The following is a 26,187-nucleotide window of genomic DNA, read 5'->3' as shown; positions in this document are numbered from 1 at the left end:
ATTCGCGGCACTGGTCTCTTGCAAAGCCCCCGCTACCACGGGGGCTTTTTGCATGTCTGAAGGGCGCGTGATGGACGCAGTTGTCTTCGATGTCGGGCGCGTGCTGATCCAGTGGGACCTGCGTTGCCTGTTCGCCAAGCTGATCGAGGATCCGGAAGAGCTGGAATGGTTCGTCAGCAATGTCGTGACCGAAGATTGGCACCACCAGCACGATGAAGGCCGTCCGCTCGCCGAGATGGTGCCCGAACGCATCGCGCAGTTCCCGCGATATGCCGAGCATATCCGCGCCTATGCCACGCGCTTTAATGAAACGATTCCGGGCCCTGTCCCCGGTACGCAGGAACTCGCCCGAAAGCTGCACGAGCGCGGTGTCACCATTTTCGGCCTGACCAATTTCGGAGACGAATTCTGGGCAGAATTTCGCCCGACGCAGCCGATTTTCGACCTGTTTACGGACATCGTTGTGTCGGGCACTGAGAAGATCGCCAAGCCGGAGCCGGCGATCTACGCATTGGCCGAAGAGCGGTTTGCCCGGCCGCCGGAGCGATTGTTCTTCGTTGACGACAAGGCTGAGAATATCGCCGCCGCCACGCAGCGCGGGTGGCAGGGGCATGTCTTCACCCATGCCGCGCGGCTGGAAGCAGACCTCACCGTGCGCGGCCTGCTCTGACTCCCTATAAAAATGCTCCGGCACGCTTGAGCGGACCGGAGCAGTAGGGTGCCACCCGGATGGAGAGGTGGGTGGCGGGATTGGGGAGAGGTGCGTCAGCCGTTGCAGCGTGCCAACTGGCTTTCCGGCAAGGCTTCGCCCGCGACAGTGAAGCTTGCGATCGTACCAACTTCGCGGCGCAATTCGCGGCACACGCGCAGTTCGCGATCCCGGCTGCGCGGGCCGGTGCAAGCGGTGCCTTCGCAATTGAACACGACACCACCTGCAATGACGCGGTTCTCATCGGTCGGCTGGGCAAGCTCGGCAGTGAAATAGGACGCGGGTGCCGGTACGGGAGTCTGGGGTGCCGACGAAGCCGCAAGTGGCGCTGCAATGGCAGCAAGCGACAGGACGGGAACAGCAATAAGCTTTGTGAGGTAGGACATGGGAGAGGGTTCCTCCTGTTGCACGTGGTAAGTTGCATTTGACAACCAGTTGCGAATCACTACCTATCGATACGAGTTTCGATTCGCAACCCACTTGTGCGAATTTTTTTGGCTTCCGCGCATTTCGCTGTAGGAATGGGCAGGGATAGAGGCGCAATTTATGGGAATCAGAGAACCGTTACGCGAGCTGGGCTGCGGCCTTCCGCATGCGCTGGAGGTTATGGGCGAACGATGGTCGTTCCTGATCCTGCGCGCCGCTTTCAACGGACTGTATCATTTCGAGGAATTCTCGCAGGAGCTGGGCATCGCCCGCAATATCCTATCGAACCGGCTCGCCAAGCTGGTCAGCAATGGTGTGCTTGCACGCACTCCGTGCGAGGAGGACCGGCGCAAGGTGGAATACCGGCTGACCGAAAAGGGGCTGGGCCTGCTGCCGGCGATGCTGGCCCTGCGCCAGTGGGGCGAACGCTATACCGAAGATATCAGCCCGAACCTCGTGCTGGTCGATTGCCGCGATGGCCTGCCGATTTCGCCCATCGGCATCCGCGCGCATGATGGACGAGAGCTGAGCTGGGAAGAACTCGGCTGGCAGACACCGGACAAGGTCGGCGAGCCAGTTGACCGGAAAAGCGGCGGCTATGTCAAAGGCGCGACCGAACAAGAGCCGGAGGATTGCTGCTGACCGAGCGGCAGCAAAATCCCGCAACTTCGCCAGCCCGGACAAAGGACGGACGCTATATCATAGTGCGCGGGCGGCTCTGGCGGGCCAGCAACCCAAACCTGTCCGAGGAAGAACGCCAGCAATTCGTCAATGAATTGATGGATGCGCGGCGCGCGGTGCGCGATGCCAAGGGTGACGAGGCGGCCACCAAGGCTGCGCGGGCGCGGGTGAACTCCGCCAAGGTTGCACTGGGCGAGCGCGGGCCCGTGTGGTGGACCGACGGCGCGCCCGACTACAATCGCTTTCTGGTGAAGAACACGCCCTATGCCGATTGGTGGACCGCAAAAAACGACCAAAACTAGCCGCTGTTGATGGAACCGTCGGCACCCTTGTCGGTCTCGTGTCCGGCGTCCCATTTGTCAGTGAACGGACCGCTGGCGACGAGCACGACCAAGACGATAAAAGCAATCATTGCGCCGAGCCAGATCTCGCCCATGCCGCAGGTCAGCCCGATCGCCCCCGCGCTCCAGATCGCAGCTGCCGAACCGGCTCCCTGCACAAAGTTCCCTTGCCGGAACATGGCACCGGCACCGAGAAAGCCAATGCCGGTGATCACGCCTTCGATTACGCGTGTAGGGTCAATCTGCGATTGCGAATCGACGGCATTCGACAGCATCTCGATTGCCGCCATGAGCAATCCGGCGGAGGCCACCGAGATTATCACAAAAGGCCGGAAGTCGATCGGCTTGTCGCGCCAGAACCGTTCCAGCCCAACCAGGAACGGCAAGATCGTGGCTGCGGCTATCCGCACCATCGCATCGCTCCAGCTCATCGCGTCGGGTGTGAGATAGTCAGGCATAATCCTCCAATGGCCAATCTCCGCGTTGGTTTCTCAATGGCACATTTCGCGCGAGCGACACACTACGCCCGCGGCGCCTGCCGCCGATAACTCAGCGCCTCGGCAATATGCACGCGGCCGACATGCTCCGCGCCCGCCAGGTCGGCGATCGTACGCGCCACGCGCAACATGCGGACGTAGCCGCGTGCCGAAAGGCGCATCTTCTCCGCTGCCTGCATCAGCAGCGCACGGCCCGCCACGTCGGGCGTAGCGTGTTCCTCCAACGCTTCGCCATCCAGTTCGGCATTGGAACGCACGCCGCGAGCGGTCTGCCGTTCTCTGGCAATGGCGACGCGCGCAGCAACCTCGGCAGTGCCTTCCGCCGCGGGCGGCAGGTGGAGGTCGGCGGCGCTGACCGGATCGACTTCGACATGCAGGTCGATCCGGTCGAGCATCGGTCCGCTCACCTTGCTTTGGTAATCGACCGCGCAGCGCGGCGCACGCGAACAGGCCAGCGTCGGATCGCCCAGATGGCCGCAGCGACACGGGTTCATCGCCGCAATAAGCTGCACCCGCGCCGGATAGGCGACATGGGCATTGGCGCGCGCAACATCGACCTTGCCTGTCTCGAGCGGCTGGCGCAGCGAATCGAGCACGGCACGCTGGAATTCGGGCAGTTCGTCGAGGAACAAGACGCCCAGATGTGCGAGGCTGACTTCGCCGGGGCGTACACGTAGACCGCCGCCGGTCAGCGCCGCCATGCTGGCCGAATGATGCGGAGCGCGGAACGGGCGTGTGCGGCTGATTTTGCCGCCTTCCAGCGTGCCGGCGACCGAAGCGACCATGCTGACCTCGAGCGCCTCTGCCGGAGCCAGCGGCGGGAGAATGCCCGGCAGGCAGGAAGCCAGCATCGATTTGCCCGCGCCGGGAGGGCCGTTCATCAGCAGATTGTGGCCGCCCGCCGCAGCAATCTCCAGCGCGCGCTTGGCGGTTTCCTGTCCTTTCACCTGCTTGAGATCCGGGCCATGTGCCTCAGCCTCGACTTCGCCGGGCTGCGGATCTGGCAGGCGCTGGCTGCCCTTGAGGTGATTGAGCAGGCTGGTGAGATCGGGCGCCGCACACACCCGTACATCGCTCGCCCAGCGCGCTTCAGGGCCTTGCGCCTTGGGGCAGATAAGCCCCTTTTCGCTCTCGCTGGCATGAAGCGCGGCTAGCAGCACGCCGGGCGAGGCCACGATCCTGCCGTCGAGCGCCAGTTCGCCCACCGCGACCCATTCGCTGATCGCTTCGGCATCGACCACGCCCATCGCCGCGAGCAGCGCCAGCGCTATTGGCAGGTCGTAATGCGAGCCCTCCTTGGGCAGGTCTGCAGGCGACAGGTTCACGGTTATTCGCTTGGGTGGAAGCGACAGGCCCATCGCGCTCAAAGCCGACTGTACCCGCTCCCTGCTTTCGCCCACCGCCTTGTCCGGCAGACCAACAACCGAGAAGCGCGGCATCCCGGCGGCCAGCTGGCACTGCACCTCCACGGCACGCGCCTCCAGCCCCAGATAAGCGACCGTCGAAACCAATGAAACCAATTTGCAAAATCCTCTTTGGCCCAATGTGATAGCGGCAGTTTGCGCGCTGTCGAGTGAAAGAGCGTTAACCTCTTGGCAACTGCATGCATTCGGATTTGCGAAGCTTGCGGCTGTCAGAATGGCCTCATGGCCAGACTTGCTCCTTGTATCTCCCCAATCCTCGCACTCGCGGCACTTGCTGCGCCTGTCGCTGCGCAGGATTATGTCGTGGTGACAGAGGAGTGGGTGGAGGTAACAACTTCCCGCACCGCCGGCCGCTATGTTTCGCCGCAGCAGGAGGCGGTGGAAAGCAATGCGATTGCCGCATTTGGCGCATTTCGCGTGCTCGATCCGCAAACTGTCGCCATCGTCGATATCACCACGCACCGTTCGCCGGATGATTTTGCCGCCCTGCTGGTGGCCTATCCCTCGGTCGACACGCTGGAGTTCATCGAGGCGCCGGGCACACATGATGATCGCGCCAATCTGCGACTTGGTCGCATGATTCGCGAGGCTGGCATCGCCACTCGCGCGCCGGAAGGGGGCTCAGTCCGGTCGGGCGCGGTCGAATTGTTCCTTGCCGGGGTGCGGCGGGAGATCGAGCCCGGCAGCGAGTTCGCCGTGCATGGCTGGCTTGACGACCGTGGGTTGGGTGCGGAGGACTACCCTTTGAACGCCCCCGAACATCGCCGCTATCTGAGCTATTACGCCGAGATGGGCATGGGCGCACAACAGGCGGCTGCCTTCTACGCGATGACCAATTCGGTGCCGTTCGAGGACGCGCTGTGGCTGACCGGCAGCGAAATGCGTGGCTGGGTCGAGACAGGGGCCGACAGCGAGCTTGCGGTAGACGCGCAAAACGACGATAGCGGCCATGCTGAAAGCGCCCGGAAAGAAACGGCTGCGCCACGTCTTGCATACCTTGACTTGGTCCCCGTGCCCTAGTAAGCGCCCAACCATTGTGAGGCCGCCCTGCGATTGGCGGCCCTTTTTATTCGACTTTCGAGGTATTCGACCATGAAGCGCACATTCCAGCCGAGCAATCTCGTGCGTGCTCGCCGCCACGGCTTTTTCGCCCGCAAGGCCACTCCCGGTGGCCGCAAGGTCCTGCGCAACCGCCGTCGTCGCGGTCGCAAGAAGCTCTGCGCCTGATATTTTGAGTTCGCCCATCGGGGCGAACATCCTCGCTAGGCGCGCAGCCAGGCTGCGCCCGCTGCGGACGGCCAGTCGGCCTTGCGGGTCCCTAACGGGACCCGTTTCTTTTGCGATTCTCGCAAAATGGCGATGAAATCGCGGCGGAACGGTGACGGCAGCGCGTTACCACGCACTGCCAGCTAGGGCGAAAGCAAACGCCGGCGGCTGAAGGCATACAAATGATTCGCCCTCGCGCACTGCACTAACTATCTAACACACCATGGCCCCCACCGTTCTCACCAAGCGCGCCGACTTCCTGGCAGCGAATCGGGGGCTGCGCGTCGCGCGGCCCGGCTTCGTGCTGCTTGCGCGGCCCAATGGCGGGGAAGGGATGCGCTATGGCATTACCGTTACCCGGAAGATCGGCAATGCGGTGGTACGCAACCGCATGAAGCGGCGCTTCCGCGAATTGTTTTGGGCAGCTCTGCCCGAGCACGGCCTGCCCGATCATGATCACATACTGATCGGCCGCGAAGGCGGGATAGAGCGCGATTTCGGTCAATTGGCGCAAGAGCTCGAAATCGCGCTCCAGCGCGCTGCCGAAGGCAAGGGCGATCGTCCCCGTCGCCCGCGCAAGGGTGACCGCCGCGGCAAGCAGGCAGGTGGCCGATGAAGCATGTCTTCATTCTTATCGCCCGCCTGTGGCAACTGGGCCCGAGCCGCATTCTTCCGCCGACCTGCCGCTTTGAGCCGTCCTGCAGCGCCTATGCCATCGAGGCTTTGCAGAAGCATGGCGCAATTCGGGGTGGATGGCTGGCGGCTAAGCGTATACTGCGCTGCAATCCATGGGGGGGACACGGGCATGACCCGGTTCCATGATGCCCCGCTAACCGACCCTGGCAATAGAAAATCACGACGGATCATTCACCTTGGACAACCAGCGTAACCTAATCATCGCCGTCGTGCTGAGCGCACTCCTGCTGTTCGGCTGGGATTTCGTGATGCGGACCTATTATCCCGAGCCGGAGCCGGTTGCGGCCTCGACGGCGGGCGTCGATGGCACGGCGGTAGCAGGTATCGACGGAACGATTGCTGCGCCCGGCGTGGACGGATCGGCGGCACACTCTCCGGTGGTCGATGTCGAAACGGCGCTCGCCAGCGCGGACCGGATCGTGATCGATGCGCCGGAAATTCACGGCTCGATCAATCCGGTCGGTGCACGGATCGACGATATCGACCTCAAGACGCACCGCCAGACGGTCGAAGAAGACAGTCCCAATATCCGCCTGTTCTCGCCCGCCGGAACCGACGAGCAGTATTTCGCGCAGTTCGGCTGGGTCGGCGAGGGCGTGTCGCTGCCCGATGCCAATACGGTGTGGCAGTTGGCGGACGGTGAGCGCCTGACGCAGGAAACGCCGGTCACCCTGCGCTGGGACAATGGCGCGGGACTGGTCTTCGCCCTGCGGTTCGCCATCGACGAGCATTACATGCTGACCATCACGCAGAGCGTCGCCAACAGGGGCGATGGCACGGTGGCCTTACGCCCCTATGCATTCGTCAACCGCACCAGCGCGACCGCCGATGCGAGCAATTTCAACGTCCATTCCGGCCCGATTGCCGCGAATGCGGACGGAGTCGACTTCGATTGGGATTACGACGAAGTTCTCGAAGAAGGCCCGGCGGAATTCGGTGCCCGGACCGACTGGATCGGCTTCACCGATATCTACTGGCTTTCCGCTCTCATCGCGGAAGATGGCCAGGCGGCGAGCGGCACTATCCGTTCTGCCGGCGGCGACACCTATCGGGCCGACCTGATCTACGAGCCGGTCAACGTCGCTTCAGGTACATCTGTAACCCGCACCACTCGCCTGTTCGCCGGGGCGAAGGAAAGCGCCGTGCTTTCGGATTACCAGGCGCAGGGCGTCCCGTTGTTCGGCAATGCCATCGACTGGGGCTGGTTCAGCTGGATCGCATGGCCGATGTGGCAGGTGCTCATCTTCCTGTTCGGGCTGGTCGGCAATTTTGGCGTCGCGATCATCTGCCTGACGCTGATCATCCGCCTCATCCTGTTCCCGATCGCGCAAAAGCAATTCAAGAGCATGGCGCAGATGCGCGCGGTTCAGCCCAAGATGAAGGCGCTGCAGGAACGCTACAAGGACGACAAGGCCGAGCTGCAACAGCAGATGGCCAAGCTGTACAAGGAAGAGAAGGTCAATCCGCTCGCTGGCTGCCTGCCGATCTTCATCCAGATTCCGATCTTCTTCGCACTGTACAAGGTGCTGCGCCTCGCCATCGAAATGCGCCACCAGCCGTTTGCGTGGATCAACGATCTGTCGGAGCAGGATCCGGCAAACCTTGCCAATGCGCTCGCGCTCATCGGCATCGATGTTCCCGACCTGCTGATGATCGTGTTCGGCATTGGCGTGCTTGCCGTATTGCTTGGCTTCACCATGTGGCTCCAGTTCAAGCTCAATCCTGCGGCTATGGACCCGATGCAGCAGCAGATCTTCATGATCATGCCCTGGGTGCTCATGTTCGTTATGGCGCCTTTCGCGGCGGGCTTGTTGATCTACTGGATCAGCAACAACGTGCTGACGCTGGCGCAGCAGAAATATCTCTATTCGAAGAACCCGCAATTGCGGGCGCAGATGGAGAAGGACCGAGAAGAAAAGGCGCGTGAGGCTGCGCGCAAGGAAGCCGAGAAGGCCAAGGGGTGACCGAGGAAGAACAACAGCGCCTGGCAAAGGAAGCGAGCCGCCTGTTTTCAGGTCGGGTGGAATTCCTGCTGTCCGCTCCGCAGCTCAAGTTCATTCCCGATCCCGATTTTCCCGAAGTCGCATTCTGCGGCCGCTCGAACGTGGGCAAGAGCTCGCTGATCAATGCGCTGACCGGGCGCAGGAGCATCGCCCGCACGTCGGTGACCCCCGGGCGTACGCAGGAACTGAACTTCTTCGAAGTGGGCGATCCGACCCGCTTCCGCATCGTCGACATGCCCGGCTACGGCTTTGCCAAGGCACCGGTCAAAGTGGTCGAGAAATGGCGCAAGCTGGTGCGCACATTCCTGCGCGGCCGCGTGCCATTGCGCCGCACGATGGTGCTGATCGACAGCCGCCATGGACTGAAGGAAAGCGATCTCGACATGATGCGGATGCTCGATGAGGCAGCGGTCGGTTACCGGCTGGTGCTCACGAAGGCAGACAAGATCAAGGCGAGTGCGGTGGAAAAGGTTGCTGCCGATGTCGCGGTAGAGGGGCGCAAGCATCCCGCTGCCTATCCACAGGTCCATATAACCAGCGCTGAAAAGGGCATGGGTATCGAGGAACTGCGCGCAGCAATTCTTTTCGACATCGCTGAATAATACCCGGGCTGTAGTGCGCTTTGTTCAGGAGCGCGCGTTGTAACGCCTTGATTGCAGGCCGCTTGCAGCCAAGACTGCCGCGGCGCAATCCATCTATTCCAGACACAAAAAAGGGCGCCAGAGGCACCCTTTTCCGATTAGTTTGGATCGTTAGCTCGAACGGCGGCTGCCGCCAAAAAGCCAATCCCAGAATGTGCCACCCATGGTGAATCTCCTGTTACAACAGGATTGTTCTGGGTTAATCATATTTATTTGTCAAATCTAAACCATGTTTGACTGGATGTTGGTTCTGTTATCTTTCTGATATTGAAGGATTTTATCTAAAGTCACCGGCCTCGAGATCGCGAAACCCTGGGCCACGAGGCAGCCGGAATCACGCAATTTCGTTAACGTTCCGGCGTCCTCAACCCCTTCTGCAACAACGATGATTCGCAAATCTTTGCCCAGCTGCAGAATGTTCTTGACGATGCCTGCAGCCTTGTCGTCCTCGATCATGCGGGAGATGAACATCCGGTCGATCTTGAGTTCGGCAAATGGCAGGCGCAGGAGGGCTTCAAGGCTGGCCGCGCCGACCCCGAAGTCATCCATCGAAATCTTTGTACCGAGCGCACGCAACTCGCCGAGAATCTCTGCGGCGCGGTCGATATTGGAAATCCGGTAGGTCTCGGTGATTTCAAGCGTCAGGCTGTTGGGTTCGAAGCCCGTCTTCTTCAGGGCGTCGGATACCATTTGCACGATTGCCCGCTCATGCACGAGCGTAGCCGATATGTTGACAGCTACGGGCAGGTTAAAGCCGCGTTCGGAAAGTTCCGTGCCGGCCTTGCAGGCTTTCTCGAGGACGAAGTGAGTAAGCTGGCTCATCCGGCCGGCCGTCTCGCACTGGCGGATAAAGTTGTCAGGCGGAATGTGGCCTTTTACGGGATCCTTCCAGCGCACCAAGGCCTCGACGCCGATGATCTCGCCGGTCTGCACCATGATTTTGGGCTGGAAAACGAGGTAGATCTCGCCGTTCGACAGGGCGGCATCGATCCGCGCCTGTAGCGAGATATTCCAGATCAGATCCTCTTCCGATGTCGTGTCGGCAATCGCGATCGGATCGTATGTTTCATTGGTCTGTTCTGCCACGGCCACGGCAGAGGCGAGGCGGCGCACGACATTGGGGCTGGGTGTAATGTCGACGCCGAAGGTGATGCCGACATCGACCTGGCGGTCGCCCACGATAAGCGGAGATGAAAACAGCGCCCGCAGCCCTTCCAGGTGTTCCTGCACCAGTGCAGGTTCCTTTTCGGGCATGGTCCAGGCGATCATGTGCCCTTCGCCGCGATAGATCGTGGCATCCTGCGTGGCAGCTTTCAGCCGTTTGATGATCCGCAGAACATATTCCGAATGGAGATCCTTGGGCAGCGTGCGACGAACCTGCTCGAACCGGTGGATCTTGGCGACGATTATGGCAGGCACGGTCTCGACGATGGAACGGTCCGCTTCCAATGCGGCAAAGGTCGGCAGGTTGGTTTCCGGGTCGAGAAGCGCGAAAGAGTCTTTCCACTTCGAGCGCAGACGAAATGCGCCAAACGCTCCGCAAAGTGCCAGCAAATCGGCGAAATCTGCGCGCCAGCCCGAGATTGCAGCCGCTGCCAGACCAATGGGGATCAGAACGACAATTGTTGCATACAAGGAACGCCTGATGCCATCCTGGCGAATGATGCTAGCCAGGGCCAATAGCAGGATCGCTGCAAGTGCAGTCCAGTAATTGGCGATCACGCCAGTCTTGCCCGCGATCAACGTTTCCGCTGCGTAGATATGGACAATGGTCGAGGGGACGTCGCGAGTGCCAGGTATGTTGTAAGTAGTGCCGGAGTTGGAGACACGGCCGCCGATAACAACGGTTTTCCCCGCCAGGCGTGACTTTGCGGAGTCGTTGGAAAGAAACTCTTCCAGCGAGACCGACGGGATCGATGACAAGGCAATATTGTAATTGATTGGAAAAATCGCGTCTGGCCCGCCCGTTGCGTTGGCCATCTCTGCAGCCAGCGAAGGCAGTTGGCTTTCGCCTGCCTGGATTGTGTAGTCGGCCGCCCAGATATAGCCGAGATAGTTCTTGTAGAGATCGGAACCGACTTGGTCGACACCTCGCGCAATTGTCGCGTTCGATTGCGCAAGCTGCAGTTCGCGCGTCGCATCGAAGCGGTAATCGGCGACCAGGTAGGCGTCTCCCGAGAATTCGAGGATAGCCTCGTTGAGGTCGCCATCGATGGCCTCGTCCGTCGGATCTTCGAAGACGCTGTCGATGAACACACGTTCTGCTCCGCCCTCTTCAAGGCGGCGAAGGGCTTGGGTCAGTTGCTGCCTGCGCTCGGGAAAGTTCGGATCGGAAAGATCCTGCCGAGATGCCAGGTAGACGATTTCGCCCGATGCCTCTGTCGAGATGGCGCGGCTCTGCGTAACCCACAGGAATTGATCGACCGGATCGAGGACGCTGAGAACCGCCAGCACGAGCGAAATCAGGCCTGCCCAAAGGACATGCCTAAGTCGTTCGAGCCGCTTGGCCCTTCCCTGTGCTGTCGGTTTAGTTCCGACCACTCGTCACCTTCATCCAGCTTCCCGCGCTTTTCGGCGAGATGCCTGCTGTGGCAGAGGATGGTAAAGAAACCCGTAACCAAGTTTACATTTGCTGCTTAGTGCCGGTGTGCGCGGCGGCTGGTCAGGCAGCGCTGGATGCCTCGATTGTTCAGCCTCGACACGATCAGCCTTAACGGCTAATTCTCCGCGCAAACGGGGATATGGCATCACAATGAAGCTGATAATCGGCAACAAGAACTACTCTAGCTGGTCGCTGCGCGGCTGGCTTGCGGCCAAGCAAAGCGGCCTGCATTTCGACGAATTGACTGTCCACATCGATGGCGATGACTGGCAGGCGACTAAGAATACCGATGGCGATTTTCGTCCCTCGGCCGGCAAGGTTCCGGTGCTGTGGGATGGCGAAGTGGTCGTGTGGGACAGCCTCGCTATCCTTGAATACCTGTCCGACAAGGTCGGTCGCGAACGGTACTGGCCCAAGGCTGACGATGCGCGCGGCATGGCCCGCGCCATGGTTGCGGAGATGCATTCTTCCTACCTCGCCCTGCGGCGCAATTGCCCGATGAACATCCGTGCGCGGGTCGCGGTCGACCTTGACGATGCCACCAAGGCGGACATCGTGCGCATCCTTGGTCTCTGGGCCGAGGCGCGCGCGCGTTTCGGTACGGGTGGCCCGTTCCTGTTCGGCACTTTCAGCGCTGCCGACATATTCTACGCTCCGGTCGTCAGCCGCTTCCTGACCTACGGCATCGGTGTTCCGGGCTTTGCCGAGGCCTATATGCAGGCGGTCTGGGAGCATGACTGGATGCAGCAATGGATCGAGGCTGCGCTGGCAGAGCAATGGACAATCTCACAGTTCGAGATAGGCGAAAAGGCATGAGCGCCGATCCGCTGGCAAACACCAAACATTTGATTGCCTGCGAAAGTGTGACACCGGCGCGCGGCGCGGTGTTCGACATGATGGAAGAAATGCTCACCCCGCTGGGCTTTGCTGTCCATCGTTTTACCCGTGGCGACGGTGAGTCAGGCAGCGAAGAAGAGCCGGTCGAAAACCTGTTCGCCATCCGCAAGGGAGCCGCCGCGTCCCGGCACTTTGCCTTTGCCGGCCATCTCGACGTGGTGCCGCCGGGCAAGGGCTGGACCAGCGAAGCCTTTACGCCAGAGGAACGCGGCGAGCTACTCTACGGTCGCGGCGCGGTCGACATGAAAGGCGCGATCGGCTGCATGGTCGCGGCGGTCGCGGATATTCCTGCCGATGCGGGAACGCTCAGTTTCATCATAACCGGCGACGAGGAAGGCCCCGCGCTGCACGGCACCCGCGCGCTGATCGACCATATGCGCGAAGTGGGCGAAATCCCCGATTTGTGCCTCGTCGGCGAACCGACCAGCGTCAACCGACTGGGCGACATGATGAAGATCGGGCGGCGCGGCTCGGTCAATATCTGGCTGGAGGTCGAAGGGACGCAGGGCCACGTCGCCTATCCGCACCTGGCCGATAATCCCATGCCCAAGATGGTCGCCATCCTGGCGGAACTCGATGCGCTGGAACTCGATCAGGGGACCGAGTGGTTCCAGCCCAGCAATCTGGAAATCACCGAATTCAATGTGTCGAACAAGGCGCATAACGTCATCCCGGGTGCGGCAACCGCGCGCATCTCCATCCGCTTCAACGACCAGCATACGGGCGCTTCGCTGTCCGAGACAATCTCCGCCATTGCCGGAAGGCACGGCGGCAAGGCGCGGCCCGTGATAAGCGGCGAGCCGTTCCTGACGCCGCCGGGCGCTTTCTCGCAGATGATTGCGCGGGCGATTGCGGATGAGACGGGTGTCGAGACCGAAGCCAGCACCACCGGCGGCACGTCCGATGCTCGGTTCCTGAAGGATTTGTGCCCGGTTATCGAATTCGGTCTGGTCAACGCAACCATGCACAAGACCGACGAGGCAGTGGCCATTGCCGATCTCTATGCGCTAAGCCGCATCTATAACCGCGTGGCGCGCGCCGCACTCGCGCTGGACTGATAGTAGGAGAGGTCGCCCATGCTCAAATTCTGGTTCGCAATCCCGCTATGGCAGCGCGTTGTCGGCGCGCTGATCCTGGGTATCGCGCTTGGCCTCTTCTGGGGGCCGGAAGCGGAAAGCATCAAATGGATCGGTGACTTCTTCATCAAGGCGATCAAGATGCTGGTCGTCCCGCTTATCTTCTTCAGCCTGGTGGCGGGCGTCGCCGCGATTGGCGACTTGCGCAAGCTGGGTGCTGTCGGCGGGCGCGCCATCGCTTTGTTCGTGGTGACAGGGCAGATCGCCGTGTGGCTCGGACTTGCGCTGGGCACGGGTGCGGTGAATCTCGGCCTTTTCCCCAGCAAGGAAGAGCTCGGCACGCCCAATGTGCCAACGCCCGAACCCAATGAAACGACTGCGGTAGACATGATCCTTTCGATCGTGCCCGAAAGCCCGGTGCAGGTGATGGCCGATGTCGCGGTCCTGCCGCTGATCGTGTTCTCGTTGTTGCTGGGCATCGGCATATTGATGGCGGGCAAGGATGGCGAGCCGGTCCAGAAGATTTTCGATAGCGGCGCGATCATCATGCAGAAGGTCACGATGCTGGTGATGGAGTTGACCCCGTTCGGCGTCTTCGCATTGATGGCATGGGTGTCGGGCACGCTCGGCGTCGATGCGCTGAAGGCGCTCAGCTGGCTGGTGGTGCTCAACTATACCGGCTGCCTGCTGATCATCCTCGTCATGTATTCCTCGATGATCAAGTTCATTGCGAAACTGCCGGTGGGCGATTTCTTCCGCGGGATCGTGGATGCGATTGCGGTCAGCTATTCCACCGCCAGTTCCAACGCGACGCTGCCGGTCACGCTGCGCTGTGCCGAGCGCAACCTTGGCATATCGAACTCGGTCGCCGCATTCGTGATCTCGCTCGGCGCGACGATCAACATGAACGGCACGGCGATGTACCTGGGGCTCGCCACGCTGTTCGGTGCCTCCATCTTCGGTGTCGATTTGAGCTGGGGCCAGTATTTCCTCATCTCGATCCTCGCGACACTGGGCGCAATCGGCGCAGCAGGCATTCCCGGCGCGGGGCTGATCATGATGGCGCTGGTGTTCGGCGCAGTCGGTGTGCCGCTGGAAACGATCGCCTTCGTGGCAGGCGTGGACCGGATCATGGACATGATGCGCACCACCACCAATGTCAGCGGCGATGCGGCCGTAGCAACCACGGTGGCCAGTCTCACGGGTGATATAGACCGCGAGGAAATGATCTCGGCGGATGATGTGTAACGTCGACTATTGGGTGGGAAGCGGACGTTCTAAGCCTTTAGGCAGCAGACCGGGAGTGAGCGCTTCAGCCCTTCGCCAATCCAGTAGTAATGGCCACCATAAAGGCTGTGAATGCAATTGCACCGCAAACCACCAATGCTTTGCGCATCGTAACTGGATCAAGCTTCACCCTACCTGCCTCCAAATGATTACCATCAGTCTTCTAGCGGGTACTGAAACGAGCAGTGACTACAAGCGGGTCGTCAGCAGACCAGCTGCTTTTGTTGCATGGTGAGGCAAATCTGCCAGTCCGCTCTGGGGGCCGCCTCTGAGACCGCCTAAAGGCCGCTTCTGGGGTGGGAAGCGGACATTTGCCTAATGGTTGTGCGCATGCGATGGACTTCTCGGGGTCTGTTGGGGCTGCGCGCGTTCGATCAGTTGCCCTCCTGAGTTTTGCTGGGACAAGTCCCTCGAGGGAAAATTGATGATGAACACCCAAAGGATTGGAGGCATCGCTGCCCTTCTCGAAGCTGCCTGCTACATCCGGGCTTTTCTATCTTCATCATCTTCCTCGACCCGCCGAGCCATCTCGATCCGGTCAGGAGCGTCGAGTATCTGATCGCGAATGAGACGCTGATCCTGAGTGCGATGACCTTGATCTACATTGTCGCTGCGCTGGTCCTCCTCGTATTAGTCCTGGCCCTGCATGATCGCCTGAAGACCGTCCAACCGCGATTGATGGCGTTGGCCACGCCGCTGGGGATCATCTGGGCAGGGATCGTCATTGCCAGCGGATTGATCTCCGTTTCCGGGTCACAGACCGTCATCGGCCTGCACGCTGTCGACCCCGAGCGCGCCGGCACGGTATGGCTGGCGGTGGGGATCATGCAGAACGCGCTGGGCGGCGGAATAGAGCTTGTCGGCGGGGTATGGATCCTGCTTGTCAGCGTGTCCGCCATGGCCGGCAAAACGCTGTCGCGCTTTCTCAACTACCTTGGAGTCATATTGGGCCTGGTTGGCATCGCCTCGGTGGTTCCAGCTTTATCGGACCTGGTCGATGTGTTCGGGCTGGGACAGATCGTCTGGTTCTTTGGCTCGGGATAATCATGATGGGTGATCGGCAGGATCATCCGTCGGATGACGGAAGGAAGATCGTCGAAAGCGGCCAGGAAACCGGTAAGCAGTAATAAAATCGGCGGCAATTGGGTCGTTAGCAGCCAAACCAGCACCGCCCCTAGGCTTCGCCACCACCCTTATGCTGAAGCTGCACAGATCAACCATCCCGCAGCGCCAGCATTCGGGCGCCACGTCGACACTAATACGCCATGCAATTCCTTAGGCAGGCGGCATCTCGCGTGGCCATCAGCGTTCCGCTGACTTTCAGGATCGCGCCATTGTTCATGCGATACGTCGGGACATTGTGATATTCCAACGCATCGACGGCGTTGGTGATCCAGTAGCCACTGGACCGGCCACGCGGCTGGCTGGTCGTGGTGCGAGCGCGCGAACTGCCGCGCCGCGCATTCGCTGCCGCATTGGTCGCGGCAACTGCATCGGCCGCTCCGCCGATGCTTCCCCTGACAGACTCACCCATGTCGCGCGCTGCCGCTCCGGTTCCCCTGCTGCCCGAAAGGATCATCGCCTCTTCCGCAGCGGCCTGCGCTGCGGCGGATGTGCTGCCTAATGTGGCAACGCAGGCGAACACGAGCGCCCCAGCGAAACTCTTGATCATCAAATTACGCATGGAAATTCCCCCCAAAACTCCTGCCGCAGCACAAAATGCGCCCATTTGGGCCAATTGGCAAGGTCAGCGGCCCTTGGGCTTCTCCAGCACCTTCTTGCGGTAGCTACACAGATCCACCACTTCGCAGCGCCAGCATTCGGGCGTGCGCGCCTTGCAGGTATAGCGGCCGTGCAGGATCAGCCAGTGGTGCGCGTGGAGGCGGAACGGCTGCGGCACACGCTTTTCCAGCTTGGCCTCGACAGCTTCGGGCGTCTTGCCCTTGGCAAGTCCGGTGCGATTACCAACGCGCAGGATGTGGGTGTCGACCGCAAAGGTTTCCTGTTTGAACCAGCAGTTGAGCACGACATTGGCGGTCTTGCGGCCCACGCCCGGCAATCGCACGAGGTCCTCGCGGGTGCCCGGCACTTCGCTGCCATATTCGTCGACCAGCAATTGGCTCAGCGCGATGACGTTCTTCGCCTTGGAATTGAACAGGCCGATCGTCTTGATGTGTTCGACAAGCCCGTCCAGCCCCAGATCCAGCATCTGCTCGGGCGTCTCGACCTCGGCAAACAGCGCGCGGGTCGCCTTGTTCACCCCGACATCGGTCGCCTGCGCCGACAACGCCACCGCAACGACAAGCTGGTAGCAATTGCCATATTCAAGTTCGGTTTCGGGTTCGGGATTGTTTTCGGCCAGCCGCCGGAAGAATTCGAAAATCTGGTCTTTGGTCACATTTTCATCCTGTGAGGCCATAGCCGATCAGTGCCACCGAAAAGCCCAGGACGGCACCGAATGCCGGCGCCCAATCGCCCTGCTTGTGCGCTTCGGGCGCAACATCATCGAAAACGAGGTAGATGATCCCGCCTGCGCAAAATGTCATTATCGTCCCCAGCGCGGTGCTCTGCATCGCGAAGAACGAATAGCCCAGCAGTGCGGCGAGTGGGCCGATCACGATGGCCAGCGCCATGATCCGCAGGATATTGCGGCGCACGAAGCTCTGATGGGCCTTGCGGACTTCGACATAGGCACCGAACCCCTCGGGCAGGTTCTGCGCGACGAGTATGACCGTCAGGAAAATCGCCATCGGCAGATTGCCGCCGATCACCGCCCCGACCACGATCGCCTCGGGCACGAAATCGAGGTTGAGCGCAACAAGCTGGCTGACCGGAGTGCCCGTGCTGTGCAACCATTTGTCGAGCATGAGGAAGACAAGTCCTCCTGCAACAAAGCTCGATGCGCCCAGCCATAGCGGCTGGATTTCAAGCCCGTGCGGGACAAGGACCAGCCCGACCGCTCCGATCAGCGCGCCGCCGCCGAAGGCGATGACGGCGCGCTTGGCCTTTTCGGACAGGACATTGCCGTTGCGCTCGTTCAGGCAGCCGAGCCAGGCACCTGCATATGCTGCAGCGCCGCCCAGTGCGCCCAGCAGCGCTGCAAGGAACGCCAGATCAAGCATTGGCCGGCTTCAAGCTCATCTATTCGCCCGAAGCTCCCTGGTTGGCTGCTTTCCATTCCATCGCAGCGCGCACGCGGCTTTCAACGGTCGGATGCGTGTAGAATAGCGCCTCTTCGACCGGACCCGCCATGGGATAGCGGTATTCGGCGGTCTTGATAAGCGCGCCCGCCATGGCATCGGGAAGCCCGACGGTTGCCATCGAATAGGCGTCCGCCTCGCGCTCTCCGACGCGGGTCAGCGTGTTGGTCAGCGGGCTTGCCAGCACCATCAGCAGCGAGAACATGAACGCCAGAACCGGCACACCGCGGATGTCGGCAATCTCGGCATCGCTGCCGAATATCCGTGCCGCTGCCGGAAAGAATCGGTCGGCAAGGAACAGGACCGCGATAGCGAGGGCGCTGAAAGCGAATACGGCGCGCCAGATATGGCCGAGGACGTAATGGCCGATCTCATGCCCGGTTACGGCTTTCACCTCGTCGAGCGATGCCTCGCCCATGGCGACATCGGAAATCGCGATGCGTGCGCCCGATCCGACGCCTGAGACATTGGCGGTGAAGTTGTTCGACTGGCGCGATCCGTCGAACATGTAGACCCGGTCTTCCGGCACACCGGCATCGGCCGCCAGCGCCAGCACGGCATCGCGCACCTCGCCTTCTGGGATGGGGTCGTAATCGTTGAACAGAGGCTCGATAAGCATGGGCGAGAGCAACAGGAAGAAGGCGAGGGCGCCCGCAGTGAGCGCTCCGCCCCAAAGCCACCACAACCGGCCAGCGCGGCGGATCAGCCAGTAGATGCCGAGCAGGAACAGCCCCCCGACCACAGCCGAAAGCGCGATCCCGATCCCGCTTTGCAGCAGGAAATCGCCCAGCGGCTGGTCGCTTCGGCCATACTGCCCCTCGCGCCACCATTCCGAGTAGATCGCGTAGGGAAGCGTCAGGATCGCATCGACCAAGATGAAAGTTGCGGCGACCAGATAGGTGCGCAATGCCCAGCCTCGTTTGCCGAGCCGCGCGGAGACCTTGTCCAGCACGCCGCTACGGACGATCAGCCAAGTGACGAGTGCGGCTACCGCCAGCCCTGTGAGCATCAGCCAGTTATTGCCGGTGGTGTAATCGCGTGCGAGCGCCAGTTCTTCTGCGCTGAGCGTGTCCATCCACGCCTGCGTTGCTGCGGCAGCGTCCAATGTCATCAATATCCCCTCGTTCGGAAGCGCCCGTCAGAGACCAAGCACATCCGTCATCGCATAGCGTCCCGGTGGCTGGCCTATCAGCCAAGCTGCTCCATTCACAGCACCGCGCGCGAAGATTGAACGGTTTTCCGCCGAGTGGGACAGCGTGATACGCTCTTCCTCGCCCGCGAAGATCACGCTGTGATCGCCTGCCACGGTGCCGCCGCGCAGCGCGGCAAAGCCGATAGCGCCTTCGCCGCGTGCACCTGTATGCCCGTCACGCCCGCTCTCGCTGTTCGCGCCCAGCTCGATTCCGCGCGCCTTCGCTGCAGCCTCGCCAAGCAGCAGGGCGGTGCCCGATGGTGCATCGACCTTCATGCGGTGGTGCATCTCGAGCACTTCGATATCCCAGTCCGGCCCCAGCCTCGCAGCGGCCTCCGCCACCAGATGCGCCAGCAGGGTGACGCCGAGCGAGGTGTTGCCCGTCTGCAGGACCGGCACGGCACCCGCTGCGCTCTCGATGGCGGCGTGATGCGTGTCGTCCAGCCCGGTCGTACCGATCAGTATGGGAATGCCTGCGCCCACCGCTGCGTGGAGATTGTCTTTCAGTGCAGCAGGAGCCGAAAAATCGACGAGGGCATCGCTGGCATCGGCGAGATCGGCGACTTGGTCGCCCTTGTCCACTCCGCCCGAGCAATCGTGGCCCGCCGCGGTGATCGCTTCACGCAGGGCAGTGCCCATGCGTCCCGCGCTGCCGATTACCCCGATTTTTGCCACAAGCACTCCGTTCAATCTGGACTATCCGAAGACTGCTTTTCGGTTTGCGGCGATCAAAAAGCAAGCGCAGCCCTTAGACATGGCGCGGTCAGTCGATAAAAGGCGGCGTATGGACAATATCGTTATCCTTACCGGCGCGGGGATCAGCGCCGAAAGCGGCCTCAAGACTTTCCGCGCCGAAGACGGATTGTGGGAAGACCACCCGGTCGAAGAAGTCGCGACGCCCGAAGGCTTTGCCCGCGATCCTGACCTCGTCCAGCGCTTCTACGACGAGCGCCGCGCACAGGTCCTGGCGGCCTCACCCAATCCCGCGCACGAGGCGCTCGGCAGGCTGGACCGGGAATGGAACGGCGAACTGCTGATCGTCACCCAGAACATCGACAATTTGCACGAAAGCGGCGGCGCACAGCGTGTCTTGCACATGCATGGAGAGGCGCTGTCGGCATGGTGCCGCGCCTGCGATGCGCGTCATCGCTGGGAAGCAAGCTTGCGCGATGGTCCGCCGTGCCCTGCGTGCGGCAATGCTGCAATGCGCCCGGACATCGTCTGGTTTGGCGAAATGCCCTACCAGATGGACCGGATCTTCGGCGCACTCGCGGGCGCCGAACTGTTCGTCAGTATCGGTACGAGCGGCGCGGTCTATCCTGCGGCAGGCTTCGTCCAGCAGGCGCGCGAACACGGTGCAAGGACGCTCGAGTTGAATTTCGAACGCAGCGCCGGCTCCGGCTTTTTCGACGAGACCCGCCTCGGCGCGGCGAGCGCGCTGGTGCCTGAATGGGTGGATGAGGTGCTGGCGGGCTGACCCCCCGGTAGCGCCGCCAGCACTGACGAACTGTATCAGTCGGTAAATTCGATTTCGCGCAGCAGGTAGGTACCCTGCAGCTCGCGAATTTCGTTGTAGACGTTCGTCACCGTCTCGTTCGAACTTTCCATATTGGCCTCGCCCCAAGCCGCCATGAATTCGTCATAGCGCGCCCGCGAAGGCTGCATGTTCTGGCCGGGGAAGGTGATGACCAGCATCAGGTGGAAGTCGCCGCTGCTGGGCGCCATATTCACATATATGCCGTAGTCATTGATATGGCCGAGGTCCTTTGCGACCTGATTGGCGGCGACCCAGGTTTGCTCGAGACCGGTGAGATATGTGTCCAGATGGCCCGGCTCAACGCGGACAGTGGACAGCTCGACCACCGACTCGGAATATTCGTAATCCTCGTATTCGCGGACCTGCGCAGATGCCGGAGCGGCGGCAGCGGTTGCCGCCAGCGCGAATGCGATACTACCAATAATCATATTTTTCATAGTCTTCCCCCATTGTGAACCACATGCCGTCAATGACATGCTTCAACCTGGGAGCGGGCGACCCATTCTAGCGAAAACCGGGACGCCCCCGGGCGGAGCGGAAATTCCGCCATATTTGCATGAATGTCAATTAACTATGACTTCCGGCACACCCGCTACATGCCGGGTCTTTCGCTATTGCCAGCGTGCGCATTCCCGGTTTGAGGCCGTCCATGAGGTGCAGCCTGCCCCAGCCGGGATCACCCATTTGCGGAGCGATCACCACGCGCACTGCCTGCATCGCGGCAAGGGTGCCGACCCATCCGACCATGGCCCCCAGAATGCCGTCTTCGGCGCAGGTGTCGCAATCTTCGGCATCGAAGGCGTCGCCCACGAAGCAGCGGTAACACGGCTGGTCGGGCAAGTGTCCGGCGAAGGCGCCGACCTGCCCCTGGAAACGACCGACAGCTGCCGACAGCAGGGGCGCGCGCGCTTTCACGCAGGCATCAGACACGGCGAGGCGTGTGGCGAAATTGTCGGTCCCGTCGATCACCAGGTCGGCCTCTGCCACCACCGCCGCGACGTTATCCGTGGTAATGCGCGTGTCGTGGATGGTGACGCCCAGCTTGTCGTCGAAATTGGCCAGCCAGCGGCGCGCGGAGACAGCCTTGCCATGGCCGATATCACGCGTGGTGTAGATCGTTTGGCGTTGCAGATTGCTGGCTGAGACCTTGTCATCATCGACCAGCGTCAATTGTCCCACGCCCGCTCCCGCCAGATATTGCAGGACCGGCGCACCGATTCCCCCCAGACCCAGCAACACGACATGTGCACGGGCGAGCGCCGCCTGCCCCGCGCCGCCGATTTCGGGCAGCACGATATGCCGCGCGAAGCGGTCGAGCCGGTCGGCAGATAGCGGGTGCGGTGTATCTGGGAGGTCATCGCTCATCGCGCATCACACCTAGTGCAATTTGCGCGGTGGTAAAGCGGTGCAGGGGCTGTCCCATAGCCTGTGGAGAAATGCATCCATGCTCCGGTCATGTTTCTGCCTGTCAATATCCCGGTAATTCGAGCTCCTCGCCCCGAAGTGCTATCATGCGAGAAATTCTGGTGATATTGCTGAATGTAATGAGGGAATTGTCCCAGCAAGCAGGGTGACAGGGTGCAGATTCTGGCATTTTCGGCGCTGTGGACCGGTCTACGGAAAACCTGCGGACAAGCCTGTAGACCGCGACGGGAAAACCGCGCGGCACCAAGTGCGGACTGTCTGGTGGATTGCCTGTGATCAGGCTGTGACTGGCCTGTTGGTCCGACGACGCGACCTGGGCCGACGACGCGACCTGGTCCGACGACGCGACAGGGCCGCGCCGCCGGTAGCCGGTTGTCAGCTTTCCAATTGCCGCAGCAGACTGCGCACATCGCCGTCCATATCGGCATCGCGCTGGCGCAAATCCTCGATCAGCCGCACGGCGTGGATGACGGTCGAGTGATCGCGCCCGCCGAACTTGCGCCCAATTTCGGGATAGCTGCGTGGGGTGAGCACCTTGGCCAGATACATCGCCACCTGCCGCGGACGGACCACGGCGCGGGCGCGGCGCTTGCTGCTCATTTCGCTGCGGTCGATGCGATAGAACTGGCACACGGTGCGTTGGATCTCGTCGATCGTGATGCGACGGCGATTGGCCGAAAGGATATCGGTCAACTGCTCTTCGGCCAACTGGAGTGATACTTCCTGGCCGGTCAGCTGGGCATAGGCGATCAGCTTGTTGAGGCCGCCGACCAGCTCGCGCACATTGCGGCTGACGGTGCGGGCGAGAAAGTCGATCACATCGCTCGGTACTTCGAGCGGGGCGAAGCGGGTCAGCTTGGAATCGAGGATCGAGCGGCGCAGTTCGATATCGGCGGGCTGGATGTCTGCCACCAGACCCATCGACAGGCGGCTGAGCAGGCGCGGCTCGACTCCGTCGAGCGCCTGCGGGGCGCGGTCGGCAGCGAAGACCAGTCGCTTGCCCTCGGCCAGCAGTGCGTCGATCGTGTAAAGCAATTCTTCCTGCGCTGCGGCCTTGCCGATGATGAACTGGATGTCGTCCACCAGCAGCAGGTCGAAGGCGCGAAGACGTGCCTTGAATTCGATCATCTCGTTCGATTTGAGCGCCTGGACGAACTCGACCATGAAGCGTTCGGCGGAGCAATAGAAGATGCGCGCACGTGGGAATGCCTGCAGGTAGGAATGGCCGATGGCGTGCATCAAATGGGTCTTGCCCTGGCCGGTTGCAGCCTTGAGGTAGAGCGGGCTGAACTGCGGCTTTTCTGCCTTGGCCATGCGTTCTGCGGCGTTCTTGGCGAGCACGTTGGTGCTGCCGGTCACGAATGCGGCAAAAGTCAGACTCGGATCGAGACCGACCGAAGAAGTAAAGCCATCCTCGCCGATCGATTCCATCGCCAGCGTGGCATCATTGGCGGCGCGGTGGCCGAAGCCGTCCTGACCGCGCAGGTCGAAATCGGCGATCTTGCGGCGACCGGGATGAACCTTGATCGAGATGTGGCGGACTTCCGACGAAGCGATCTTCCACGCCAGCGAAAGCCGGTCGTGATAGCGGTCCTTCACCCAGTTGGCGGAAAATTCGGTCGGCAGGAAAAGGTCGAGCGTGCCGTTTTCGGCGTCCAGCTTGCCCAGCTGGATCGGCTTGACCCATTGCGTGAAGAGTTGATGACCCAGATCCTTGCGCAGTCCCTGACAGATATCAGCCCAATCGGCGGCCAGGTCGGCGGCTTGTTGATCTTCCATTTTTGTTTTTGTCCCGTCTTTCATGGCCGCGCTGTTGCGCGCGCTGTGCGGACCCATACGAATCATGTGCGAACCCCGTCCTCTGCCCGGCCTGATCAGCCCCCAAAACCCCCATCTGCGAAAAAGACACAGCTTCTCTGCTCGGTGCCATCAGGCCAAGCACCGAATCTTTCCCGTAGATAACTCTTTTAATGGCGCCCCCGGCTTGGTGAACCGCGGTCGAGAAGTGTTTATGAACGACTGCGCCGCAGGGGCAAGGGCACGGCGGTAAAATTATTAAAATTTAGGTTCTTGACTCGCCTGTAGGCCGCAGGCTTCTATTCAGGACTTTGATTTTAAACGATAGTTTTGTGACAGTTCTGCGAATCGCGGGAATCCCTATGTTTTCTGGATTCGACCGCCGATCCTTTCGCACATGCAAAAAAGGGGCCCGCGAAAATCGCGAGCCCCGTTCTGATTTCGTTCTGTAAAATCTACCGACAGTCGCGCGAATCAATCGCGCGAGTCAGCGAATCAGAGTGCAGCGATTCGCTTCGACAGGCGGCTCATCTTGCGAGCAGCAGTGTTCTTGTGGAGCACGCCCTTGGCAACGCCCTTGGCGATTTCCGGCTGGGCAACCTTGAGCGCTTCGGCAGCGGCTTTTTTGTCGCCTTCGGTGCAGGCCGTTTCGACCTTTTTCACGAAACCGCGGATGCGGCTCTTGCGCGCGCCGTTGATCTCGGCACGGTTGTTATTGCGGCGGATGCGCTTCTTGGCTTGCGGCGTATTGGCCATGTTCGTTCCTGTCTGTCAGCCGCCCGCGAGCGGCCGGTCCTTGTCTTTAATAGAATCGGTAAGAGCAGCGCATAAGCGCCGGAAAGCGGGCCACATAGGATGGAGACGCACGCAGGTCAAGGATTCGCTAGGTCTGGCATTGCGGGCAGAACCAGGTGCTGCGCCCGCTCTGAACAACCCGCCTGATCGTCCCGCCCTCGCAACGCACGCAAGGCTCGTCCTCGCGGCCATAGACCTGAAAGCGCGTGGCGAAGTAACCCAGTTCGCCGTCGGGACGGGCATAGTCGCGCAATGAGGATCCGCCATCGGCGATCGATTGCGCCAGCACCTCCCGGATTGCAGGTACCAGCTTCTCGAGCGCGGGCCGGAACACCCGGCCGCCGGCCTTGCGCGGATTGATGCCTGCGCGGAACAGCGCTTCGCAGACATATATATTGCCAAGGCCCGCGACCACGCGCTGGTCGAGAAGCAGCAGCTTGATGGCCTGTTTGCGCCCTTTCAATGCGATTCGCAGGTGCTCGACGGTCAATTCATCCCCAAGCGGTTCGGGCCCCATCACGGCGAACGCGGGCCAAGTCTCGAGCGCGGGCGTGTCGACCAGATCGACATAGCCGAAGCGGCGCGGATCGTTGAGCGCGAAGCTGTGTCCGGCGGTCTCCATGACAAGGTGGTCATGCTTGTCAGGCACGTCGGGATCGATCCGCCAGCGCCCGCTCATACCAAGATGAAAGATCATCGTAGTGTCGCGATCGGTATGGATCAGACCATATTTCGCCCGCCGGCCGAGCGACGTAACGGCCGCGCCGGTGAGCGACTGGACGATCCCCTCGGGAAAAGGAAAGCGCATGTCGGGGCGGTTGAGGACAAGCCGCTCGATCCGCTCGCCTTCCAGAAAACGCGCCAGGCCGCGCACGGTGGTTTCCACTTCGGGGAGTTCAGGCATGATACGGTCCTCTAACACCCTTTGCGCTGGCGACAATTCCTCCTAAAGCCCCGGTCCATGAACGATAAGGTTTCTTTCGGCTACGAAGACGTTGCGCCCGATGAGAAGACAGCCCGCGTGGGTAGCGTCTTTTCAAACGTGGCGAGCAAGTATGACATCATGAATGACGCCATGTCGGGCGGCATGCACCGGTTGTGGAAGGACCAGTTCGTGCGCCGCGTCAAACCGCAACCCGGCGAGGCAATCCTCGATATGGCAGGCGGAACGGGTGACATCGCCTTTCGCATGGCTGCCAAGGGTGCCGAGATCGTGGTGGCCGATATCAATCAGGACATGCTCGATGTCGGCATCGAACGAGCGATGGATCGCGGCCTCGATGGTCTCACCTGGTCATGCCAGAACGCCGAGGAGCTGAGTTATCCGGACCGACAGTTCGATGCCTACACCATCGTATTCGGGATCAGGAATGTCACGCATATCGACCGCGCGCTGAAAGAAGCGCACCGGGTGCTCAAATTTGGCGGTCGCTTCTTCTGCATGGAATTCAGCACCACGCAGTGGGCGGGTTTCAAGGAAATCTATGATCTCTATTCGCACCATCTGATGCCGCGCATCGGCAAGGCCATCGCGAATGACGAGGACAGCTACCGCTACCTCGCCGAATCCATCCGCCGCTTTCCCAAGCCGTCGGAATTCGAGACCATGATCCGCGAGGCGGGCTTTGCGCACACGCGGGTCGAGGAGATCTTTGGCGGCGCAGTGGCGATCCATTCAGGGTGGAAGACCTAGGC

29 protein-coding genes are annotated in these 26,187 nt (G+C 61.2%); 15 read left to right on the top strand and 14 right to left on the bottom strand.

The window, feature by feature from the left end; genetic code table 11:
* Positions 1–52: 52 nt before the first annotated feature.
* Positions 53–670, top strand: a complete 618-nt coding sequence (locus AAC850_RS04620; protein ID WP_340587448.1) for an HAD family hydrolase — start codon at positions 53–55, stop codon at positions 668–670.
* Between the two features lie 95 nt (positions 671–765).
* Here AAC850_RS04620 and AAC850_RS04615 read toward each other — a convergent pair whose 3' ends face one another.
* Positions 766–1,095, bottom strand: coding sequence for a DUF8200 family protein (locus AAC850_RS04615; protein ID WP_340587447.1), 330 nt, complete (start codon positions 1,093–1,095; stop codon positions 766–768).
* 160 nt (positions 1,096–1,255) lie between these two features.
* Here AAC850_RS04615 and AAC850_RS04610 point away from each other — a divergent pair, with 160 nt between their 5' ends.
* Positions 1,256–1,777, top strand: a complete 522-nt coding sequence (locus AAC850_RS04610) for a winged helix-turn-helix transcriptional regulator (RefSeq protein ID WP_340587446.1) — start codon at positions 1,256–1,258, stop codon at positions 1,775–1,777.
* Between the two features lie 59 nt (positions 1,778–1,836).
* On the top strand, positions 1,837–2,118 hold the full coding sequence (locus AAC850_RS04605) for a hypothetical protein (protein ID WP_340587516.1): 282 nt from the start codon (positions 1,837–1,839) through the stop codon (positions 2,116–2,118).
* Here AAC850_RS04605 and AAC850_RS04600 read toward each other — a convergent pair.
* Both AAC850_RS04600 and AAC850_RS04595 read right to left on the bottom strand, forming a co-directional pair.
* Positions 2,115–2,615, bottom strand: a complete 501-nt coding sequence (locus AAC850_RS04600; protein WP_340587445.1) for an MgtC/SapB family protein — start codon at positions 2,613–2,615, stop codon at positions 2,115–2,117. The two genes, AAC850_RS04605 and AAC850_RS04600, sit on opposite strands and share 4 nt — an antisense overlap.
* Before the next feature lie 62 nt (positions 2,616–2,677).
* Positions 2,678–4,174, bottom strand: a complete 1,497-nt coding sequence (locus AAC850_RS04595) for a YifB family Mg chelatase-like AAA ATPase (protein WP_340587444.1) — start codon at positions 4,172–4,174, stop codon at positions 2,678–2,680.
* 126 nt (positions 4,175–4,300) lie between these two features.
* On the opposite strand from AAC850_RS04595, the gene AAC850_RS04590 reads away from it, so the two are divergent.
* The 6 genes from AAC850_RS04590 (at position 4,301) to yihA (ending at position 8,645) form a co-directional block, all read left to right on the top strand.
* Positions 4,301–5,098 (top strand): alpha/beta hydrolase, encoded by a 798-nt coding sequence (locus AAC850_RS04590; protein ID WP_340587443.1) that lies wholly within the window; start codon positions 4,301–4,303, stop codon positions 5,096–5,098.
* Positions 5,099–5,170: 72 nt separating this feature from the next.
* Positions 5,171–5,305, top strand: coding sequence for a 50S ribosomal protein L34 (gene rpmH, locus AAC850_RS04585; RefSeq protein ID WP_123880607.1), 135 nt, complete (start codon positions 5,171–5,173; stop codon positions 5,303–5,305).
* A 262-nt stretch (positions 5,306–5,567) separates the two neighbouring features.
* The gene (rnpA, locus tag AAC850_RS04580) at positions 5,568–5,960 is read left to right on the top strand and encodes a ribonuclease P protein component (RefSeq protein ID WP_340587442.1); all 393 of its coding nucleotides are present in this window, start codon (positions 5,568–5,570) and stop codon (positions 5,958–5,960) included.
* Complete coding sequence (gene yidD / locus AAC850_RS04575) at positions 5,957–6,166, top strand: membrane protein insertion efficiency factor YidD (protein WP_340587441.1); 210 nt, start codon at positions 5,957–5,959, stop codon at positions 6,164–6,166. Before rnpA ends, yidD begins: the two co-directional genes overlap by 4 nt.
* Positions 6,167–6,216: 50 nt before the next feature.
* Positions 6,217–8,004 carry a membrane protein insertase YidC gene (gene yidC, locus AAC850_RS04570; protein ID WP_340587440.1) on the top strand — a complete coding sequence of 596 codons (1,788 nt, stop codon included), beginning with the start codon at positions 6,217–6,219 and terminating at the stop codon, positions 8,002–8,004.
* Positions 8,001–8,645, top strand: a complete 645-nt coding sequence (gene yihA, locus AAC850_RS04565; RefSeq protein ID WP_340587439.1) for a ribosome biogenesis GTP-binding protein YihA/YsxC — start codon at positions 8,001–8,003, stop codon at positions 8,643–8,645. Before yidC ends, yihA begins: the two co-directional genes overlap by 4 nt.
* Before the next feature lie 261 nt (positions 8,646–8,906).
* Here yihA and AAC850_RS04560 read toward each other — a convergent pair whose 3' ends face one another.
* Complete coding sequence (locus AAC850_RS04560; protein ID WP_340587438.1) at positions 8,907–11,225, bottom strand: EAL domain-containing protein; 2,319 nt, start codon at positions 11,223–11,225, stop codon at positions 8,907–8,909.
* 211 nt (positions 11,226–11,436) lie between these two features.
* Between AAC850_RS04560 and AAC850_RS04555 the strand changes: the two genes are divergently transcribed.
* From AAC850_RS04555 to AAC850_RS04540, 4 genes are all read left to right on the top strand, one after another.
* A complete protein-coding gene (locus AAC850_RS04555) occupies positions 11,437–12,102 on the top strand; it encodes a glutathione S-transferase family protein (RefSeq protein WP_340587437.1) in 666 nt (221 codons plus the stop codon).
* Positions 12,099–13,241: a succinyl-diaminopimelate desuccinylase gene (gene dapE, locus AAC850_RS04550; protein ID WP_340587436.1), complete on the top strand. Its 1,143-nt coding sequence runs from the start codon at positions 12,099–12,101 to the stop codon at positions 13,239–13,241. Before AAC850_RS04555 ends, dapE begins: the two co-directional genes overlap by 4 nt.
* Positions 13,242–13,259: 18 nt before the next feature.
* Positions 13,260–14,507, top strand: a complete 1,248-nt coding sequence (locus AAC850_RS04545; RefSeq protein WP_340587435.1) for a dicarboxylate/amino acid:cation symporter — start codon at positions 13,260–13,262, stop codon at positions 14,505–14,507.
* A 432-nt stretch (positions 14,508–14,939) separates the two neighbouring features.
* Positions 14,940–15,590 carry a hypothetical protein gene (locus AAC850_RS04540; protein ID WP_340587434.1) on the top strand — a complete coding sequence of 217 codons (651 nt, stop codon included), beginning with the start codon at positions 14,940–14,942 and terminating at the stop codon, positions 15,588–15,590.
* A 211-nt stretch (positions 15,591–15,801) separates the two neighbouring features.
* Here the strand turns inward: AAC850_RS04540 and AAC850_RS04535 are convergent, their stop codons facing one another.
* The 5 genes from AAC850_RS04535 to dapB form a co-directional block, all read right to left on the bottom strand.
* Positions 15,802–16,230 (bottom strand): hypothetical protein, encoded by a 429-nt coding sequence (locus AAC850_RS04535; RefSeq protein ID WP_340587433.1) that lies wholly within the window; start codon positions 16,228–16,230, stop codon positions 15,802–15,804.
* Between the two features lie 63 nt (positions 16,231–16,293).
* On the bottom strand, positions 16,294–16,944 hold the full coding sequence (nth, locus tag AAC850_RS04530; RefSeq protein ID WP_340587432.1) for an endonuclease III: 651 nt from the start codon (positions 16,942–16,944) through the stop codon (positions 16,294–16,296).
* Between the two features lie 4 nt (positions 16,945–16,948).
* Positions 16,949–17,668: a ZIP family metal transporter gene (locus tag AAC850_RS04525; RefSeq protein ID WP_340587431.1), complete on the bottom strand. Its 720-nt coding sequence runs from the start codon at positions 17,666–17,668 to the stop codon at positions 16,949–16,951.
* 19 nt (positions 17,669–17,687) lie between these two features.
* Positions 17,688–18,857, bottom strand: coding sequence for a M48 family metallopeptidase (locus AAC850_RS04520; protein ID WP_340587430.1), 1,170 nt, complete (start codon positions 18,855–18,857; stop codon positions 17,688–17,690).
* A gap of 27 nt (positions 18,858–18,884) precedes the next feature.
* Positions 18,885–19,613, bottom strand: coding sequence for a 4-hydroxy-tetrahydrodipicolinate reductase (dapB, locus tag AAC850_RS04515; protein ID WP_340587429.1), 729 nt, complete (start codon positions 19,611–19,613; stop codon positions 18,885–18,887).
* 109 nt (positions 19,614–19,722) lie between these two features.
* On the opposite strand from dapB, the gene AAC850_RS04510 reads away from it, so the two are divergent.
* Positions 19,723–20,415 carry an NAD-dependent deacylase gene (locus AAC850_RS04510; protein WP_340587428.1) on the top strand — a complete coding sequence of 231 codons (693 nt, stop codon included), beginning with the start codon at positions 19,723–19,725 and terminating at the stop codon, positions 20,413–20,415.
* Positions 20,416–20,450: 35 nt separating this feature from the next.
* Here AAC850_RS04510 and AAC850_RS04505 read toward each other — a convergent pair whose 3' ends face one another.
* The 5 genes from AAC850_RS04505 to mutM all read right to left on the bottom strand — a co-directional run bounded on the left by AAC850_RS04505 (position 20,451) and on the right by mutM (position 25,396).
* Positions 20,451–20,912: a hypothetical protein gene (locus AAC850_RS04505; RefSeq protein ID WP_340587427.1), complete on the bottom strand. Its 462-nt coding sequence runs from the start codon at positions 20,910–20,912 to the stop codon at positions 20,451–20,453.
* 130 nt (positions 20,913–21,042) lie between these two features.
* Positions 21,043–21,840 (bottom strand): HesA/MoeB/ThiF family protein, encoded by a 798-nt coding sequence (locus AAC850_RS04500; RefSeq protein WP_340587426.1) that lies wholly within the window; start codon positions 21,838–21,840, stop codon positions 21,043–21,045.
* Positions 21,841–22,275: 435 nt separating this feature from the next.
* Positions 22,276–23,679, bottom strand: a complete 1,404-nt coding sequence (gene dnaA / locus AAC850_RS04495) for a chromosomal replication initiator protein DnaA (protein ID WP_340587425.1) — start codon at positions 23,677–23,679, stop codon at positions 22,276–22,278.
* A 513-nt stretch (positions 23,680–24,192) separates the two neighbouring features.
* Positions 24,193–24,453: a 30S ribosomal protein S20 gene (gene rpsT / locus AAC850_RS04490; RefSeq protein WP_340587424.1), complete on the bottom strand. Its 261-nt coding sequence runs from the start codon at positions 24,451–24,453 to the stop codon at positions 24,193–24,195.
* A 127-nt stretch (positions 24,454–24,580) separates the two neighbouring features.
* Positions 24,581–25,396: a bifunctional DNA-formamidopyrimidine glycosylase/DNA-(apurinic or apyrimidinic site) lyase gene (gene mutM / locus AAC850_RS04485; protein WP_340587423.1), complete on the bottom strand. Its 816-nt coding sequence runs from the start codon at positions 25,394–25,396 to the stop codon at positions 24,581–24,583.
* A 57-nt stretch (positions 25,397–25,453) separates the two neighbouring features.
* Between mutM and AAC850_RS04480 the strand changes: the two genes are divergently transcribed.
* Positions 25,454–26,185: a class I SAM-dependent methyltransferase gene (locus AAC850_RS04480; protein ID WP_340587422.1), complete on the top strand. Its 732-nt coding sequence runs from the start codon at positions 25,454–25,456 to the stop codon at positions 26,183–26,185.
* Positions 26,186–26,187: the final 2 nt, after the last annotated feature.

Origin of the sequence: Erythrobacter alti, assembly GCF_037996805.1 — a bacterium.
Classification (GTDB): domain Bacteria; phylum Pseudomonadota; class Alphaproteobacteria; order Sphingomonadales; family Sphingomonadaceae; genus Alteraurantiacibacter; species Alteraurantiacibacter alti.
This window is presented reverse-complemented; position numbering and strand designations above follow the sequence as displayed.